General features: G+C 65.2%; 16 protein-coding genes, 1 tRNA gene and 1 pseudogene. 4 read left to right on the plus strand and 14 right to left on the minus strand.

The window, feature by feature from the left end:
* The first annotated feature begins 261 nt into the window (after nt 1–261).
* Both WEB52_11150 and WEB52_11155 read left to right on the plus strand, forming a co-directional pair.
* Nucleotides 262–1,626 (plus strand): hypothetical protein, encoded by a 1,365-nt coding sequence (locus WEB52_11150; protein MEX2226993.1) that lies wholly within the window; start codon nt 262–264, stop codon nt 1,624–1,626.
* 60 nt (nt 1,627–1,686) lie between these two features.
* On the plus strand, nt 1,687–2,874 hold the full coding sequence (locus WEB52_11155) for a GGDEF domain-containing protein (GenBank protein MEX2226994.1): 1,188 nt from the start codon (nt 1,687–1,689) through the stop codon (nt 2,872–2,874).
* Nucleotides 2,875–3,190: 316 nt separating this feature from the next.
* Here the strand turns inward: WEB52_11155 and WEB52_11160 are convergent, their stop codons facing one another.
* The 3 genes from WEB52_11160 to WEB52_11170 form a co-directional block, all read right to left on the minus strand.
* A complete protein-coding gene (locus WEB52_11160; GenBank protein MEX2226995.1) occupies nt 3,191–3,760 on the minus strand; it encodes a CoA pyrophosphatase in 570 nt (189 codons plus the stop codon).
* A gap of 113 nt (nt 3,761–3,873) precedes the next feature.
* A complete protein-coding gene (locus tag WEB52_11165; GenBank protein MEX2226996.1) occupies nt 3,874–4,353 on the minus strand; it encodes a hypothetical protein in 480 nt (159 codons plus the stop codon).
* Nucleotides 4,350–5,351: a phosphotransferase family protein gene (locus WEB52_11170; protein ID MEX2226997.1), complete on the minus strand. Its 1,002-nt coding sequence runs from the start codon at nt 5,349–5,351 to the stop codon at nt 4,350–4,352. The genes WEB52_11165 and WEB52_11170 overlap by 4 nt, the downstream gene beginning before the upstream one ends.
* A 240-nt stretch (nt 5,352–5,591) precedes the next feature.
* On the opposite strand from WEB52_11170, the gene WEB52_11175 reads away from it, so the two are divergent.
* A complete protein-coding gene (locus WEB52_11175) occupies nt 5,592–6,149 on the plus strand; it encodes a GNAT family N-acetyltransferase (GenBank protein MEX2226998.1) in 558 nt (185 codons plus the stop codon).
* A 40-nt stretch (nt 6,150–6,189) separates the two neighbouring features.
* On the opposite strand, the gene WEB52_11180 is transcribed toward WEB52_11175, so the two are convergent.
* Nucleotides 6,190–6,281, minus strand: a tRNA-Ser gene (locus WEB52_11180).
* Nucleotides 6,282–6,360: 79 nt separating this feature from the next.
* Here WEB52_11180 and WEB52_11185 point away from each other — a divergent pair.
* The gene (locus tag WEB52_11185; GenBank protein ID MEX2226999.1) at nt 6,361–6,645 is read left to right on the plus strand and encodes a hypothetical protein; all 285 of its coding nucleotides are present in this window, start codon (nt 6,361–6,363) and stop codon (nt 6,643–6,645) included.
* On the opposite strand, the gene WEB52_11190 is transcribed toward WEB52_11185, so the two are convergent.
* The 10 genes and pseudogenes from WEB52_11190 to nuoH form a co-directional block, all read right to left on the minus strand.
* Complete coding sequence (locus tag WEB52_11190) at nt 6,646–7,332, minus strand: hypothetical protein (GenBank protein ID MEX2227000.1); 687 nt, start codon at nt 7,330–7,332, stop codon at nt 6,646–6,648.
* An 81-nt stretch (nt 7,333–7,413) separates the two neighbouring features.
* Complete coding sequence (locus tag WEB52_11195; GenBank protein ID MEX2227001.1) at nt 7,414–8,889, minus strand: CehA/McbA family metallohydrolase; 1,476 nt, start codon at nt 8,887–8,889, stop codon at nt 7,414–7,416.
* A 93-nt stretch (nt 8,890–8,982) separates the two neighbouring features.
* A pseudogene (locus WEB52_11200) lies at nt 8,983–9,457 on the minus strand (GNAT family N-acetyltransferase).
* A gap of 96 nt (nt 9,458–9,553) precedes the next feature.
* The gene (locus tag WEB52_11205; GenBank protein ID MEX2227002.1) at nt 9,554–11,002 is read right to left on the minus strand and encodes an NADH-quinone oxidoreductase subunit N; all 1,449 of its coding nucleotides are present in this window, start codon (nt 11,000–11,002) and stop codon (nt 9,554–9,556) included.
* Entirely contained in the window at nt 10,999–12,504 is a 1,506-nt protein-coding gene (locus WEB52_11210; GenBank protein MEX2227003.1) for an NADH-quinone oxidoreductase subunit M, read from the minus strand. The genes WEB52_11205 and WEB52_11210 overlap by 4 nt, the downstream gene beginning before the upstream one ends.
* Nucleotides 12,505–12,517: 13 nt before the next feature.
* The gene (nuoL, locus tag WEB52_11215) at nt 12,518–14,419 is read right to left on the minus strand and encodes an NADH-quinone oxidoreductase subunit L (GenBank protein MEX2227004.1); all 1,902 of its coding nucleotides are present in this window, start codon (nt 14,417–14,419) and stop codon (nt 12,518–12,520) included.
* A gap of 44 nt (nt 14,420–14,463) precedes the next feature.
* A complete protein-coding gene (gene nuoK, locus WEB52_11220; GenBank protein ID MEX2227005.1) occupies nt 14,464–14,790 on the minus strand; it encodes an NADH-quinone oxidoreductase subunit NuoK in 327 nt (108 codons plus the stop codon).
* Nucleotides 14,791–15,264 carry an NADH-quinone oxidoreductase subunit J gene (locus WEB52_11225; GenBank protein ID MEX2227006.1) on the minus strand — a complete coding sequence of 158 codons (474 nt, stop codon included), beginning with the start codon at nt 15,262–15,264 and terminating at the stop codon, nt 14,791–14,793. It lies immediately after the preceding gene.
* Nucleotides 15,265–15,284: 20 nt separating this feature from the next.
* Complete coding sequence (locus WEB52_11230) at nt 15,285–15,749, minus strand: 4Fe-4S binding protein (protein ID MEX2227007.1); 465 nt, start codon at nt 15,747–15,749, stop codon at nt 15,285–15,287.
* Nucleotides 15,749–16,891 carry an NADH-quinone oxidoreductase subunit NuoH gene (nuoH, locus tag WEB52_11235; protein MEX2227008.1) on the minus strand — a complete coding sequence of 381 codons (1,143 nt, stop codon included), beginning with the start codon at nt 16,889–16,891 and terminating at the stop codon, nt 15,749–15,751. The genes WEB52_11230 and nuoH overlap by 1 nt, the downstream gene beginning before the upstream one ends.
* Nucleotides 16,892–16,897 lie beyond the last annotated feature (6 nt).

Raw genomic sequence — 16,897 nt, forward strand, 5'->3', positions numbered from 1 at the left:
GTTTCCGTAGGGGAGAACCCCTAATTGGGGAGGTTGGAAGCTGGAGGGTAGAGGTTGCGGGGGCGGGGGATCGGAAGTCGGAGGTCAGGTGTTTTCGAGCGCGCATGCGGGATGAAGAGGGTGGAGGCTAGACTCGAGAACGCTACGTCAACTCCAGCTTCCAGCTTCCAGCTTCCGACTTCCCGCCTCCGGCGATGTGCTATCGTGCCGTCCGCTACGCTTCCCATAACGCCGTTTGGGCAGCCGGGCGCGGAGGTGAGATTGGACGACGGACTGCTGGCGAGCCGGGCCGCTGCGGGCGATCTGGACAGCTTCGGCCAGTTGTACGACCGCTACTTCATCCGCGTGTACGACTTCGCGTGGCGGACGCTGGGCGACCCGGCGGAAGCGGCAGCCGCGACCGAGGACGCGTTCGCGCGGACGGTGGACGCGCTGCAACATCCCGTCAACGCGCCGACGTTCCGCTCGCTGCTCTTTTCGGCCGCCCATACGGCTGTGGTCGCGCGCGCCGACGCGCCGGGCGACGACCGAAGCGGCGCCGCCCACGATGAGGCGTTCGGCGCATTCGATGTGCCCGACCCCTCGCACATCGAGAATCCGGCGGCCGTGCGGGGAGATTACGAACTGGCGGCGCTCGGATGGGAAGCGTTCGCATCGCTGACGGCACGTGACTACGCGCTGCTCGACCTGCACCTGCGGCAGGGCCTGAGCGTACACGAGATCGCGCACGTGCTGGGCACGAGCAAGAAGGAAGCAGAGGCCATCGTCAGGCGGATGACGAAGGCGGCATCGGAGGCGATCGACAGTTCGGTGATCGCGCGTCGCGGCACGTGCCCGCAATTGCGCGAGGCGATGTCTCCGTTCGCGATGCCGCCGCTCAACGACGAAGCGCGCGCGGCGGCACAGCAGCACGTTGCAACCTGCGATGTGTGTCAGCAGGAGAAGTTGCGCCTTCCGAACATGCTCGAACTGCTGGCGGCGTTTTCAGCGATCGCCGCGCCGCATGCGCTCAAGGGGGATGTCTGGGGCAGCCTTGCGGCGCGCTGGCGCATTCCTCCGGCGTCGATGGAAGACACGCTCTTCGAAGACGAACCGTTCGGTGACATAGAGCACAGTCCGTATGGCGCGCGCGCGGACGTCGCAGGGGGCGTGCCGCCATACTATCCGCGAGAGCGCGCCTACGGGGCCGGACGCGGATCTGAATGGACGCGCAACAAGGTCATGATTTTCGCGGCGGCGGCGATCGGGCTGCTGGTATTCGCGTTCGCGGGCGGCGCCGTGATCAGCGGTGCGTTCGACGGCGGCGATGAGGACGGCGGGGCAGTGGCTGCAGACCCGACATCGGACGCGTCGCCGGGCATCTCGACGCCGGACGCGGAGACGCCGGGCGGCCCAGGGGTGGTGGTAGAGACGCCGACCGAGGATCCGAACGCCACGGCGACCGCGACAGAAGCACCGACCGAGACGCCGGCGCCCCAGGCGACCGCCACGACGCCGCCGGCGCCCCCGCCACCGCCACCTCCGCCCACGGCGATACCGGCCACGCCGACGCCGGAACCCGTCGATCCCAACCCGACGCCGACGCGCCGGGCGCTGATCCCGATTGGCACACCCACGGGCCAATAGCTCTCCAATGTGACGCTCAGATAACGCGCGCCGGGCCGATGCTATTAGCGGGGGCCGCCGGTGAGCGCGGTCAAGGCCGTCATGCACGCAGCCGAATCGGAACGAGAGCAGCAGTCGCGTTTTTCGTGGCTGTTCGAGTTGCCTCCGCGCACCGAGCGCTCCATGCGGATGGAAGCGCTGATCGCGCGGCTGCGCCTGCTCGTGATCCTCGTCAACAGCGTCGCGCTGGCGTTCTTCCTCGACACGACGGGCATGCAGACCGACCTGGCGTGGCTGGCGGTGACGGCTGTGTGGCTGTACGGCGTGCCGGTGGCGGTGCTGCAGCCGTACCGGCGCTGGCGCGTGTTCGAGACGGGCATCATCACGGGCGTGGCGGACTCGATCGCGACGATGGCGTTCATCGCCGTGACGGGCGCGTCGGACAGCCCGTTCTTCCTGTTGTTTTATCTTTCGGTGGCGGCGATCGCGATGCGCTTCGACCTGCGGCAGGCGGTGCTTGCGAGCGCGATCTACGCCGCGGCGTACGGGATCATCTATTTCGCGACGTGGGACGCAAGTCAGGACGCGTTCGGCGTGCTGGGGTTGCGTCTCGCGTACTTGCTGTTCATCGCCGTCGGCGTGGGGCATCTTGCGCGCGAGGAGAATTATCGAGCGCGGCAGATCGATGAAATCGAGCGCCTGCACGCGGAGAACCAGAAGCTGCATCATCGTTCGGAGCGCGCGGCGCGTCTTGACCGGTTGACGGGGCTCATGAACCGGGCGGCGTTCGAGAAGGAAGCGCAGAAGGAGCTCCGGCGCGCGAAGTCAGGCGGCTACATCAGCGTGCTGTTCTGCGACATGGACCGCCTCAAGCGCATCAACGACGAACTGGGACACGACGCGGGCGACCGGGTGCTGCGGGCCGTCGGATCGGCGATGAAGCGGACGCTGCGGCGCGAGGACTTGATCGGGCGCTACGGCGGCGACGAGTTTGTGGTGGTGATGCCGAACGTGACGCGGGAGACGGCGTACGACCGGGCGGACCAGCTCATCGAAGCGGTGCGGTCGGTGAATGACAGCCTGACGGATGACCTGCGCGTGGGGCTGAGCGTCGGCATCTCGGTGTACCCGTTCGACGCGCAGGATTATCCGACGCTGGTGCGGCTGGCGGACCAGGCGATGTATCTGGCGAAGCGCGAAGGCGGCGATCGATCGCGGACGGCAAACGACCTGCGGTTGTTCTGGGAAGAGATACCGCATTCGGCCTGACGGCCGTGGTTGTCAGTTTTCAGTTTTCAGTTACGGACCTCACCCCACGGCCCCCTCTCCGTCTGGCGGAGAGGGGGAGCTTGGTCCGCCGCGCCGGTGCGTTTCACGACGAGATGCTTCGCTTCGCTCTGCATGACAGCACGGTGCGTTTCATGACGGACCTCACCCCCCGGCCCCCTCTCCGTCTGGCGGAGAGGGGGAGCTTGGTCCGGCGGGCGTGTGCGTGTCACGACGAGATGCTTTGCTTCGCTCAGCATGACGGCACGGTACGTTTCATGACGGGATGCTTCGCTTTGCTCAGCATGACGCGCGGGCGTCAGGCGATCAGCTCGAGGAATTCGCGGAGGATTCTTGCGGTGGCGCCCCAGATGAGGTGCTCGCGCCAGGCGTAGGAATACATCATCACGTCGCGGCCCTGGTAGTTGCGCAGCTCGGCGACGGTGTTCGCGGGGTCGCGCAGGTGATCGAGCGGCACCTCGAGGATCTCTGCGACTTCGACCTCGCTGTGGGAGAACGCGTATGGCCCGGGCACGGTGATGCGGCCGACGAAGGGACGCACGAGAAAGTTCGATACGGTGATCATCTCATCGAGCTGGCCGATCAGTTCGATGTGATCTTCGACGACGCCGATCTCTTCCCACGTCTCGCGCGTCGCGGTGTGCCGCAGGTCGCGGTCGGTGGCGTCGTGCGCGCCGCCGGGAAACGAGATCTGGCCCTTGTGGTGCTCGACGAGCTCGGAGCGACGCGTGAACAGCACGTGCAGCGATCCATCGAGTTCGTAGAGCGGGAGCAGGACGGCTGCGCGCGCCAACGATGGATCTTCGATGTAGGCGGGGTCGTAGGCTTGCATGCGGTCGCGGATGTGGGGGAGGGAGTTCTCAGTCATCAGTTGTAAGTCATAGTTGTCAGTTGTTAGTTGTTAGTTTTAAGTCCCCGCCCCGCCCAAACTGTAGCGATCGCCTTTGGGCCGCAGTGCGAGCGGGCTGATTGGCGTACGGCTCATGTGGTGAGGATGGGGACGATGCGCTTTCTCGCGTCGGCCTTGAGGTAGTCGAAGATCTTCGTGCGTGCGGAGCGAAGCGGCGCCAGTGACGCTTCGTCCGCCGCCGGCTCGATGATCGGCGCCAACGACGCAAGGCCGGCGCGCAGCGCTTCGTTCTCCTTCCGCAGATCGGACAGCTTGAGGCTATCGGCCGGCGCCGGGACATCGGCGAGGAGTTCGCGCGCCATGATGATGCTGACGTTGTTGCCGGCGACATTGGCGAGGGCGGCGGCGGTCTCCGCAAGCAGCGCGCGGAGCGTCGTGTTGTGCTCGATGAGGTCGGGGACGGCGGTGTCGTAGTCGCGCTGGGCGATCGTGAACAATAGCATCGAGAACCCGAATTGCGCGCGGGCGTAGTTTGACTGCAATTCGGGGAGCAAGTGCGCCATGACGCCGGTCTGGATCGCCTTCAGCACTTCTTCGGGGTAGGGCCTCATGCGATCAGCTCCATGATCTCCGCTTCGACGCCGGGGTTGATGAACGACGTCACGGCGAGCAGCAGGTCGGGCGTCTTCCCCTCGACGATCGACTTCAGCCCGGTAAGAAAGAGCGTCGCGAACTTGACGTTGCCGAAGACCTCCCAGAACTTCAGCGCGTCGCGATCGACTGCGGCGCCGCCAGCTTCTTCGTACATGCGGATGAACTCGTCGCGAGAACAGAGCCCGCCGACGCGGTCGTCGCCGGCCCAGCGCCACGACTTGACGACGACCCAGCCGACATCTTCGACCGGATCGCCGGCGTGGGCCATCTCCCAGTCGAGGATGCCCGTGATGCCCGTCCGGTCGTAGAGGAAGTTGCCAGTGCGGTAGTCGGCGTGCACGAGCGCGAGGCGCGCGGGCGGCGCGGGCTGATGGCGCTTCAACCACGAGAACGCCATCTCCAGCACCGGCTGCGGCTCGAGGGAGTCACGGCGCATGACGGCTTCCCAGCGATCGATCTCGTGCTGCGCGGGCGCTTCGCCGGCGGCGGGGCGGTCGATCGACTTGAGCGCGGCGATGTCGAAGGAGTGGATGCGGGCGAGGATCTCCGCCTTCTGGCGCGCGATCGTGGGGCGGATCTCGGCGAAGTCCGGCGATGTGACGAGCGCGCGAGCATCCGTCGCGCCAGTAACGCGGCCCATGACGAAGAAGGGCCGCTCGAGCCACTCGCCATCGCGCTCGATCCAGTAGACGGGGGGCACGGGCACGCCGGTCTCGCCGAGCGCAGAGTACAGCTCGAACTCCAACTCGTTGTTGCCGTCGAGCAGGCTCGCGGGCGGATCGCGGCGGATGATGAAGCCGCGCTCGACGGTTGTACCCGCCTCGGACCAGCGTGCGTCGAACGACCACGTCTCGCGCGACGCGCCGCCGACGATGCGCGCGATGTTCGAGACGCTGACATCGGTCGCGTCGGGGAGGCGATGCTTGAGGTAAGCGGCGACCTTGTCCGGCTGCATCGTGCAGAAGGGTGTCGCGCCGGTGATGCTGGGTCAAGGCGACGCTTGGGGTGCAACCACAGATGAACACAGATGTCACTGATGCCGGTTTTGTGGTGAAGTCCGAGGGAATGGCGAAAGGGGATGTCGGAGGCGGAGTGACGGCGCGAACAACATTGGAAGCTGGAGGCCAGAGGCAAGAGTCCGATTTGCCGCGCCCAGATGGCGAGACACGCAGGCGTGACGTAGGATTTTCTCGCAATGCATCGATTCACGATCCGGCGATTCTCGCGTGCCGACCAAACGGCGATCGAGGCGCTCGAGCGAAGCGTGGGACCGTACCGGGCGGAAGATGCCGCAGAGGTGGCCACGATGCGAGCACGCGCTGCCCACGCGCGCGAAAGCGGCTCAGACTGGCGGCCGCACTCGCCAGAGCCGGACAGCATAACTGACGTTGATCGGTGGTACGCGGCATTCTGGGTGGCCGAAAGTGCCGATGGCATCATCGGCATGGTGGGCGTGCGCCGCAGTTTCCACGAGGGCGCAGCACCGCCGCGCCACGACTGGCACGAGCAAGATAACATCGCCGAACTGCGACGCCTGCGCGTTGCACCGGAGGCCCGACGCGAGGGTGTTGGCACGTCGTTGACGAGGGCCGTCATAGATTGGTGCCGCAGCGAGCGCTGCCGCGTGCTCTATCTCCACACCACATCGCCGCAGGCGCCAGCGCGGGCGCTCTACGAAGGCCTGGGCTTCCGGGATATCGGTCACACGCTCACGGGCGAGTACGAATACGTCTGGTATGCGTTGGAATTCTAGCTCGCCGATTTCGAAGAGCGGCGAGCTGAGGGATTGAAGGTGGCGGAGGGGGAGGGATTCGAACCCTCGATCCCGGTTACCCGGGATAAGCGCTTAGCAGGCGCCCGCACTAGGCCACTATGCGACCCCTCCAGCGCTGAGGCCCTCTAGTCTAACAAACAGCTCGGCGATCCAGAGCGCTCGGTCGGCCATCACCGCCTATCATTGCAGCATGTCGATCTTTCGTCGCATCTTCGGGCGGGGCGATGATGATGCCCCGAAGCGGCTGCCGTCGCCGGACGAGCTGGTGTTGCTGACGCGCACGGAAAGCGAGTTCGAGACGACGCTGTTTCGCGACATGCTTGCGGACGCTGGCATCGACGCCATGGCCAAGAACCTCGACGCGCTGAGCGTCTACTATCGCATGACGCCGCGGCCGTGGTCGCAAGAGCTGTGGGTGCTGCGGAAAGACCTGCGGAGCGCGAAGGAAGTCCTGGAGATCGCGGACGAGGAATGATTAGCCGGGCGTCGCGTCGTCGCCTGTAATAGATGTTTGCGGCGGGGTGGCGCGGTCCTTGAGTTCCTTCACGAGCAGATGCCAGCCGGCGATACCGGCGAGGCGCTCGTACCCGGCGTCGGTGCCGGTCGCGACGAGCGCGTAGCCGTGGCGCATGACCATGTCTTTCGCAGGATTTACGACCGACGTGTGCAACGACATTTTCTTGTAGCCGAGGCGCCGCGCTTCCTTTTCGCAGTAGACGCGGGCGTGGGCGCCGATGCCGCTGTAGCGGTACTTCTCCGTCGTCGTCATCTCGGAGATGTGATACGCGTCTTCGGGCAGCGGCGGGTAGACGCGTTCCTCCGCGCGCCGCAGGGCGATGAAGCGCGGCAGCGCCCGGACGCCGAACACGCGCGCCCACGCCGCCGCGCGCACGAGTTCAAATTTCCAGCGGTGCAGGATGGCGACCCCGCCGCGGGGCGATGCCGCCGGGTTGATATCGACGACGACGACGATCTCGCCGTCCATCTCACCGACGTGCACGCCGTCGAGCCCGCGTAGGCGTAGCTGCTGCGTCCCCCATCTTCGCGCGCGGTCGACGTCGCCGGCGATCGCGATCTCTTCGCACGCCGGGTGCCCATAGATGATGGCGGCTATGTCGTCGAACTCTTCGGGCCGGGCTTTGCGGAAGACGAGGTCATTCATATGACGATTATCGTCCTCGCGGGCCGCGCGCGGTAATGCCCTCAAGGTGTTGGCGTGCGTGCCTGTGGCAGACGGCCGGAGCTACCAGCGACCCCAGTAGATCGGGTTCGTCATGGCGTGGACGACTTCGCCGCGCTCGGGGCGGCCGCGGAAGCCGCGCACCTCGAGGCGGAGGTAGTCATCGCCTTCGAGGCGCAGTTCGAAGTCGTCGTCGAAGTCTTCGGTCGGAGCGGTGATCTCGCGGACAAGCCCGCGCTTGCCGAAGTAGCGCAGGTGCTTGCCATCGGGGCCGCGGTACTTCGTGTGAAAACGCACGGTGGCGCCGTCGCCGGCGTCGAGCAAGTCACCGGCCATTGCTTCGTACGCAGCGCCATCGCGTTCGGTGCGGGCGCGGAAGTCAGCGTAGGGGCCGTTCGGCGCTTCGGAGAGGAAGACGTGTCCGGCTTCAACGCCCTGCAGGACCGCCTCGCGCGTGAGGGGGCCATCGACGTAGACCCACGTGCAGGGCTCGCCAGGGCCGTTGGGCTGCGACATCGGCGCGGGGGGCACGCAGTGCGAGTCGCTGCCGCCGACGGCGATCATGCGCTCGCCGCGGTCGAGGTGGCCGATCCAGCGGAGGAGCGCCGGCTCGTTGAAGTAGCGCCATGGCGCGTTCCACACCTCGACGGCCTGGTAGCCGCGCAGCGCGTTGTGCTGCCACGGGATCGGCGAGTCGGGATGGTTGATCGAGAACATCGAACCGCGGCGGTTGGCCTCGTCGATGAGCGCCTGGACGCGGTCGTCGCTGGTGGCGCGCCAGTCGATCCAGTCGTCGAGCGCCCAGACGTTGGCGTGGCCGCCGTACATCGTGATCTCCTCGCCGGGGATGAGCAGCGGGCCGCCGTCGACGTTGAGGCGCGCGAGGTCGTCCCAGTGGGCGATCGTGTTGTGGTCGGTGAGCGCGAAGTAGTCGAGGCCGACGCGACGGACGTAGTCGACGATCTCGTCGACGGTGTTGGCGCCGTCGGAGTGCTCGCTGTGGGCGTGGAGGTCGCCACGATACCAGCGGCCGCGGGCGCCGTTGGCGCCGCCGGCGATGGTTGGCGTTGCGCTTTCAACAGTCTGGTTGCGACCGGCGAAGGCGCCGCCAGGGACGGGCACGTCTTCGAGGACGTGCTGCGCTTCGGGGTCGATGTCGAGGTCGACGTTTACGCGGTAGCGGACGACGGGATCATCGATCTTCGAGCAGCCGAACATGATGTTCCATTCGCCGGGCTGGATGGGACCGCGCAGGTAGCCGGGCGTCGCGCGCTCGCGTTCGATGTAGAAGCTGCTGCGGGCGCCGCCGCTCCAACCTCGAAAGCCGCGCGCTTGGAAGGCGGCGCCGCGCGGGTCGAAGACGCCGATGTCGATGTTGTTGCCGGAGTGCGTTTCCTGGGCGCCCTGCACCTGGTTCTCGTACCAGTAGCTGACTTCGAGGCGGCGCGTGCCGGCGGGTACGTCGAACGGCAGGTGGACGTATTCGCTGCGGGCGTGCTCGGGCGTGACGAAGCCTTCGAGGCGGATCTTGTGACGCATCGGGCGCAGTATACGGCGATGCCAGTTGGAAGTCGTCAGTTGTAAGTCGTCAGTTGTCAGTCGTCCGGGCACAGGTCTTGAATGATCGCGGGGTTAGACGTGCTGATCCGCGAGTTCAGCCAACGCACCGCCCGCGAGGCGGTAGGTCGCGGTGCCTTCGGTCTCTTCGGCGCCGACGGAGCGGTAGAAGTCGATCGATGGCTGGTTCCAGTCGAGCACGGACCACTCGAGCCGGCTGCAACCGCGTTCGACGTGATCTTCGCGAGGGCGGCGAGGAGCGCTTTGCCGTGTCCGTTGCCGGGATGCCTAGGCTGGACAAAGAGGTCTTCGAGGTACAGGCCGGGTTTGCCGCTGTACGTCGAGAAGTAGTGGAAGAACAACGCGAAGCCGACGGCCTCGCCCTCGTGCTCCGCGAGGAGCACCTCGGCGTAGGGCGCACGCCGAAGAGGTGCGTGCGCAGCTAGAATTCGTCGAGCGTGACTTCGTGCGCGAGGCGTTCGTATTCGGCGAGTGCGCGGATGAGCGCGGCGATCGTCGGCGTGTCCTCAGCCGTGGCGTTGCGGATCATCCCGAAAGCGTATCGGCGGGGACGATGATGCGAAACGGCCATTGCCGACGGGCGCAATGAGACGACTGTCAAATCACGCTTGCGCAGTTCCAGCCGTCAGACGAAGAGGAAGCTGGTCGCGTTGTCGACGGCGTCGAAGAGTTGCTGCGGGTAGAGACCGACGTAGAAGACGGCGAGCATGAGCAGCGCGGCGAGGCCCTGCATCTCGAGCGGGACGCGCAGGGGCTCGGCGCCATCTTCGGGTTTGCTGACGAACGCCTGGCGCATGATCTGCAAGTAGTAGTAGAGCGAGATGACGCTGGTGACGACTCCGATGACGGCGAGCCAGTAGTAGCCCGCGTCCGTCGCGGCCTGGAAGAGGATGAACTTGGTGACGAAGCCGGCGAACAGCGGCAGCCCGGCGAGCGAGAACAGCGCGCCGGCGAGCACGCCGGCGAGCAACGGCGCACGCTCGCGCATGCCGCGCATGTCGTCGATGCCTTCGCTGCCGGTCATGTGCGTCCAGGCGATGATCACGACGAAGATCGCGAGGTTGGTGAACATGTAGCCGGTGAGATGGAGCACGAGCGCCGACGCGGTGTCATGCGAGAGGCCGGCGATGCCCATGAGCATGTACCCGACCTGGCCGACGGACGAATACGCCATCAGGCGCTTGATGTTGCTCTGCTGCAGCGCGACGAGATTGCCGAGGAGCATCGTCGCGGCGGCGATGCCGGCAATCATCCAGCTCCAGTCGTCGTGCACGACTTCGAAGGCGCCGCTGAACAGGCGCAGCAGCAGCGCGAATCCGGCCGCCTTGGAGGTCGTCGAAAGGTAGGCGGTGACGGTGACGGGCGCGCCTTCGTAGGCGTCGGGCGTCCACATATGGAAGGGCACGGCGGCGACCTTGAAGCCGAGGCCGGCGACTATCAGCACCAGCCCCATGAGCAGCGCGAAGTCGATGTCCGTGGCGTCGGTGGAGCCGAGGCTTGCGGCGATGTCGTCGTAGTAGGTGCTGCCCGTGAGGCCGTAGATGAGGCTCATGCCGTAGAGGAACATCGCCGACGAGAAGGCGCCGAGCAGCAGGTACTTGAGGCCGGCCTCGTTCGAGCGGCTGTCGAACTTGGCGTAGGAGACGAGGATGTAGAGGCTGAAGCTCAGCAGTTCGAGCGACAGGTACGCGGTCATCAGCTCGCGCGACGCTGCCATGCCGATGGCGCCGATCGTCGAGAGGATGACGAGCGCGTAGTACTCGCCGGGGTGCCGGAGGCGATCTTCGACGTAGCGGCCCGAGGCGATGCAGATGACGGCGGCGATGCCGATGAAGAGCACGCGGAAGTACGTCGTGTAGTTATCGATGGCGACGACGCGCGCGAAGTCGCTTTCGACGTCGATCCAGGCGAGCGAGATCGCGGCGGTGATCAGCAGACCGGATGCGGCGATCCACGAGAGCCATGCCTTGCGGAGTTGCGGCAGAAAGAGATCGACGCCGACGACGAGCACGACGAGGCCGGCGAGCATGAACTCGGGGATGAACAGCGTGTAATCGAGGTTCAGGTCGTTCACGTGACCCCCGGCAAGTTGCGCACGCTTTCCTGGATGCGGTCAACGAACGGCGCGGGCCAGAGCCCCATGAAGAGCATGAACGAGAGCAGCAGCACGGCCGTGCCGCGCTCGAGGTAGGTCATCTCCTGCAGGTCGTTCCACTGTTCGTTGACGGGGCCGAAGAACGACATCGACCACATGCGGAGGATGTACACGGCCGTCAACATGGCAGCGAAGATGCCGAGCGCGCCGGCCCACGGATACGTCTCGAACGTGCCGACGAAGACGTGGAACTCGGCGACGAAGCCGGCGAGGCCAGGCAGTCCGAGGGACGCGAGGCCGGCGGTGCCGAAGAAGAACACGAACAACGGCATGCGCTGCACGAGGCCGCTGAAGAGCGTCATGTCGCGGGTGTGCGCCTGGTCGTAGACCGTGCCGACCATGGCGAAGAAGAGAGCCGTCATGACGCCGTGCGCGAACATCTGCAGCACGGCGCCGTTGACGCCGATGACGTTCATCGTCGCGAGGCCCATGAGCACGAGTCCCATGTGGCTGACGGACGAGTAGCCGATCATGTACTTGAAGTCGCGCTGCGCCGTGGCGGCGAAGGCGCCATAGACGACGTTAGCCGTCGCGAGGATCATCAGGCCGGGCATCCAGAACGTCGCGCCTTCGGGCAGCAGCTGGATGCCGAGTCGGATGATGCCGAACGCGCCGAGCTTCATCAGCACGCCGGCGTGCAGCATCGACACGGCGGTGGGCGCGGAGACGTGACCATCGGGCGACCAGGTGTGGAAGGGCCAGAGGCCGGCCAGCACGCCGCAGCCGATGACGAAGAGCGGGAAGACGAGTTTCTGGAAGTCGGGATCGAACTCGTGCGCATAGAGTTCGCGCAGATCGAAGGTGCCGAGGCCGGCTTCGTGGAAGACGGCGAAGATGCCCATGAAGATGAGGATCGAAGCGGCGACCAGCATGATCGTCAGCTTCATCGCGCTGTATTCCTTGGTGCGCTCGAAGGTCGGGAAGACGCTGCTGGAGCCCCAGACGGCGATCAGCAGGTACATCGGCAGCACGGCGACTTCGTACCAGAAGAAGAAGAAGAAGAGGTCGAGCGCCGTGAAGGTGCCGTAGACGCCGGAGACCAGCACCCAGAAGAGGATGAAGAAGTCCTTGTTGTGATGCTCGATCTTCCACGAGATGAGCGCGCCGCCGAACGCGACGATGCCGGTCAGCAGCACCATCGGCGCGGCGATGCCATCGATGCCGAACATGAGCGACATGCCGTTCTCTTCGAGGAAGCCGACGTTTTCAAGCCAGTTGAATCGAATGAGGAACTGGTACTCCTCGCCGCTGTTGACTTCGTAGGCGAAGAAGACGTAGGTGGAGATGGCGAAGAGCGCGGCGCCGGCGAGCGCGCTGAGCCAGCGCACGACATTCTTGCGTTCGTCGGGCACGAAGACGAGGACCGCGGCAACGAGCAGCGGTATGGCGATCGTCGCGATCAGCCAGTAGCCCGAGTGCATGGTCCTCCCTTCTCTACGCGCGGTAGCCGAACGCGACGACGGCGATCACGACGATGCCCACGACGATCGCGAGGGCGTAGTTGGGCACGTTGCCCGTCTGCTGGAACTTGCCAAGCCAGCCCATGAAGCCCGTCGCCTCGCCGGTGCCGTTGACGCCGGTGTCGTTCACGATGGCGCGGTCGAAGACGGCGACGACGCGCCCGGTGGCCAGCACGACGTAGTTGATCGCGAGCTGGTACAGCTCATCGATGTAGAAGCGGTTGAGGAACAGGCGGTACAGCAGCGGCGAGAAGGCTGCCGCGCGGCGAGACGGCTCCGCCGAGCCACCCCAGAGCACGGCGCCGCCGGCAAGTCCGATCAGCACGAGCACAGTCGAGAGGATGGCGACGGTCCAGTCGACCTGGAACTCCTCTGGCCCTTCGAGGCGGTTGTAGACGAAGCCGAGCCAGCCGCTATGGAAGCCGAGCGCTTCGCCGGCGCCCTCGAAGACGACGAACCCGCCGACCAGCGTAAGCGCGGCGAGCAAGATCAGCGGCAGCGTCATGGCCGGTTCTGATTCGTGCGCGTGTTCGTGCACGTGCGCGTCCTTCGGTTCGCCAAAGAACGTCAGCATGACGACGCGCATCATGTAGAGCGCCGTGAGCGGCAAACTGATGTACAGCACGATGAGCGCGATGTCGCTGAGGTGACCGTGCTGGACGCCGATGATGATTTCGTCCTTCGCCCAGTAGCCGGAGAGCGGCACCATGCCCGCCATCGCGAGCGCGCCGATGATGAACGCCGGCGCCGTGATCGCCATTTTGCTCCAGAGGCCGCCGAGTTTGTCGACTTCCTGTTCCTCCGTCGCGTGGATGACGGATCCGGAAGCGAGGAACAGCAATGCCTTGAAGAAAGCGTGCACGAAGAGATAGAGCATCGCCGCGCCGACGGCGCCGGAGCCGAGCGCGACGAACATCAGGCCGAGCGAGTTGAGCGTCGAGTACGCGACGACGCGCTTGATGTCGCGCTGGGCCAGCCCGATGAAGCACGACAGCATCACGGTCGTCAGGCCGAGCGCGGTGATCAGTTCCGGCATACCGTGCACGACTTCGAACAACGGCAGCATGCGGGCTACGAGGTAGACGCCGGCGACGACCATCGTCGCGGCGTGGATGAGCGCGGAGACCGGCGTCGGGCCCTCCATGGCATCGGGCAGCCAGACGTGGAGCGGGAACTGCGCCGATTTGCCGATGGCGCCGGCAAACATCAGCACGGCCGATGCGGTGAGCCATTCGCGCTGGATGTCGCCTGCTTCCGCGGCGTGGAGGATCTCCTGGATGTTGAAGGTGCCGGTCTGCCAGAAGAGGATGATGATGCTGATCAGCAGTCCGACATCGCCGATGCGGGTGGTGATGAATGCCTTCTTCGCGGCCTCGGCGGCGGACTGCTTGTCGTTGTAATAACCGATCAGCAGCATCGAACAGAGGCCGACGAGTTCCCAGGCGAAGTAGAGGAGCAGCAGGTTGTCGGCGAGCACGAGGGCGAGCATGGATGCGACGAAGAACGAGACGATGGCGTAGAACCAGCCGTAGCGTCGGTCGCCCTTCATGTAGCCGGTCGAGTAGATCATGACGAGCAGGGAGACGAACGTCACGACGAAGAGCATGACGAGCGTGATCTGGTCGACGAACGTGCCCATGCGGATCTCGAGGTAGCCGGGCGTCTCGAGCCATTGCCAGCTACGCGCGACGCCTTCGAAGTCGCCTTGGCCGATGGCATCGACGAGGTCTTTGCCGATAGGGAAGACGAGCACGAACGATGCCGCCATCAGCGCGATGGCGACCCAGTCGCCGCGGCGCGGCAGGTACTGGCTTGTGAGCAAGAGGATGACGAAGCCCGCCAGCGGCAGCGCCGGCAACAGCCACGCGTCATCCATGCCGATTCCGTTGATGGCTTAACTCCCCCTGGTAGCGCGCGCGCTCACCACTTGAGCGCGTTGATCTCGTCGACGTTCGCGGTCCCGCGATTCCTGAATACCCGCAGCACGATCGCGAGCGCCAATCCGACTTCGGCGGCGGCGATCGCGATGATGAAGATGGCGAAGATGATGCCGGTGAACAAGGAGGGCGCCGTGTAGACGGCGAACGCGACCATGTTGATGCTCACGGCGTTCAGCATCAATTCAACGGACATGAGGATGAGCACGGCGTTTCGCCGGGCGAGCACGCCGTAGGCGCCGATGGTGAAGAGCATGCCGCTGAGCACGAGGTAGTGCTCGAGGGGGACATCGGCGGATACGACTTCCACCTAGGCCTCCTCTCCTTCTTCGCGCATCGCAATGACGATGGCGCCGACGAGCGCGACGAGCAGCACCGCGGACGCCACTTCAAACGGCACGGCCCAGCGGTTGAATAGCGCATCGCCGATGGTCGCGAAGGGGACGACGGTGATCTCGTCGACGTCACGCGGCCACGTGGTCTGCGACCACATGGCGATGAAGGCCCCGAGCAGTGCCAGGGCGGCGACGGCGGCGAGCGGCTTCTGGTCGCCATCGAAGCGCTCGTGCAGATCTTCGACGCGCGTGAGCATGAGTGCGAAGACGAGCAGCACCGTGACGGCGCCGGCGTAGATGAGGATCTGGACGAGCGCGAGAAACTCGACGGAGAGGAGGATGTAGATGCCGGCGACGCCGACGAGCGACATGATCAAGAAGAGAGCGGCGTAGATGGTGCTCCGAATGAGGACCACACCCAGGCCGCCCGCGAGGACTGTCGCCGCCATGAGATAAAAGAAGAGTAAGGTCATGCCCTCAGGCCGGGTTCCACCTTCTTCGCCTTCGACTGAGCGAGCAGCATGTCGAGATCCAACACGAGCTCCTTTCGGTCGAACACCGATAGCTCGTGTCCTGCCCACGTGTTGTTCATGCCAATCGCCTCGAAGTTACAGACTTCGACGCAGATGTTGCAGCGCATGCAGCGCGCGTAGTCGATCCAGAACTCATCGATGATCTTGCGGCGTTTGCTTTCGCCCGTGGCGTGCTTAGGGTTGTCCTTCATGACGACGGTCATGCACTCGACGGGGCAGGCGCGCTCGCAGGCATGGCAGCCGGTGCAGAAGGGCTCATCGACCGCTTCGTCCCAGATGAGGATGGGGAAGGCACGGTCGCGGTTTGCGATCTCGCGGTGAAACTCCGGGTACTGGATGGTGACGGGACGTCGCAGTGCGGCGCGCGCCGTCATACCAAGACTTCTCAAGATGCCCAGCATCAGACCGAACTCCTCGCCGGAACGCTGACCATCTGAAGAGGCTCCCGGGGCTGCACGCGCACCGACTGGTACACGACGAACACGAAGAGCAGCGCCGCGGCACCCGAGGTGATCAACAGAAACACGTCCGGCAAATCATAGACCAGCACCAGTCCATTGAGGAAGATTTGGACCAGCGCGAAGGGAATCAGCACCTTCCAGGCGTAGGACATCAACTGGTCGATCCGGAGGCGCGGGAAGGTGGCGCGCACCCAGAGGAAGAAGACGATGAACAGACCCATCTTCGCGACGGTGAGGAACAGTTGGTATCCCCAGCCGATGTCGCGACCCCACGGCCACTCCCAGCCGCCGAGGAACACGAAGGCGCCAAGCAGGGCGATGACGTACATGTTCACGTAGGCGGTGAGCTGGAACATCGACCAGCGGATGCCGCTGTATTCGATGAAGACGCCGCCGGCGACTTCGGACTCGCCGGTCGGGATATCGAAGGGTTGGCGTTCTAGTTCCGCGACGGCGGCGATGAGGAAGATCAGGAAGCCCAGCGGCTGCCAGACGATCAGCGGCACGACATCCTGGAAGAGGATGATCTGGTAGACGTCGGCTGAGGCGACGATCATCACGACGCCGACCATCGCCAGGATGAGCGGGATCTCGTACGAGATGAGTTGAGCGGCGGCCCGCATGCCGCCGAGGAACGCGTACTTGCTATCGGAGCCCCAGCCGGCCATCAGGAAGCCGATGAACGACAGCCCGGAGATCGCCAGCAGGAAGATCAGACTGAGCTCGACGGGCGCGATCACCCAATCGGCCGTGAACGGCACGACGGCGAACGCGATGAACGCGGGCACGAAGATGGCAAAGACGGCCGCTTCGAAGGTGATGACGTCGGCGGTGGCGGGACGGACGTCCTCCTTGGTGAGCAGCTTGAAGGTGTCAGCGATCGGCTGAAGCAGGCCGAAGGGACCGGTGCGCGTCGGGCCGAGACGCTGCTGGACGCGTGCGATGAATTTGCGCTCGTACCACGTCGCGTACATGACGGCGACGGTCATCACCAGCGTCATGACGATGAGGCCGATGAGCGCGCTCCAAAACGGATGTCCGAGGGCATCGACCATCGGCGCGCGCAGGATCACGTCAGGCATACGCTC

The organism is Dehalococcoidia bacterium (genome assembly GCA_040902535.1).
Classification (GTDB): Bacteria; Chloroflexota; Dehalococcoidia; order DSTF01; family JACRBR01; genus JBBDXD01.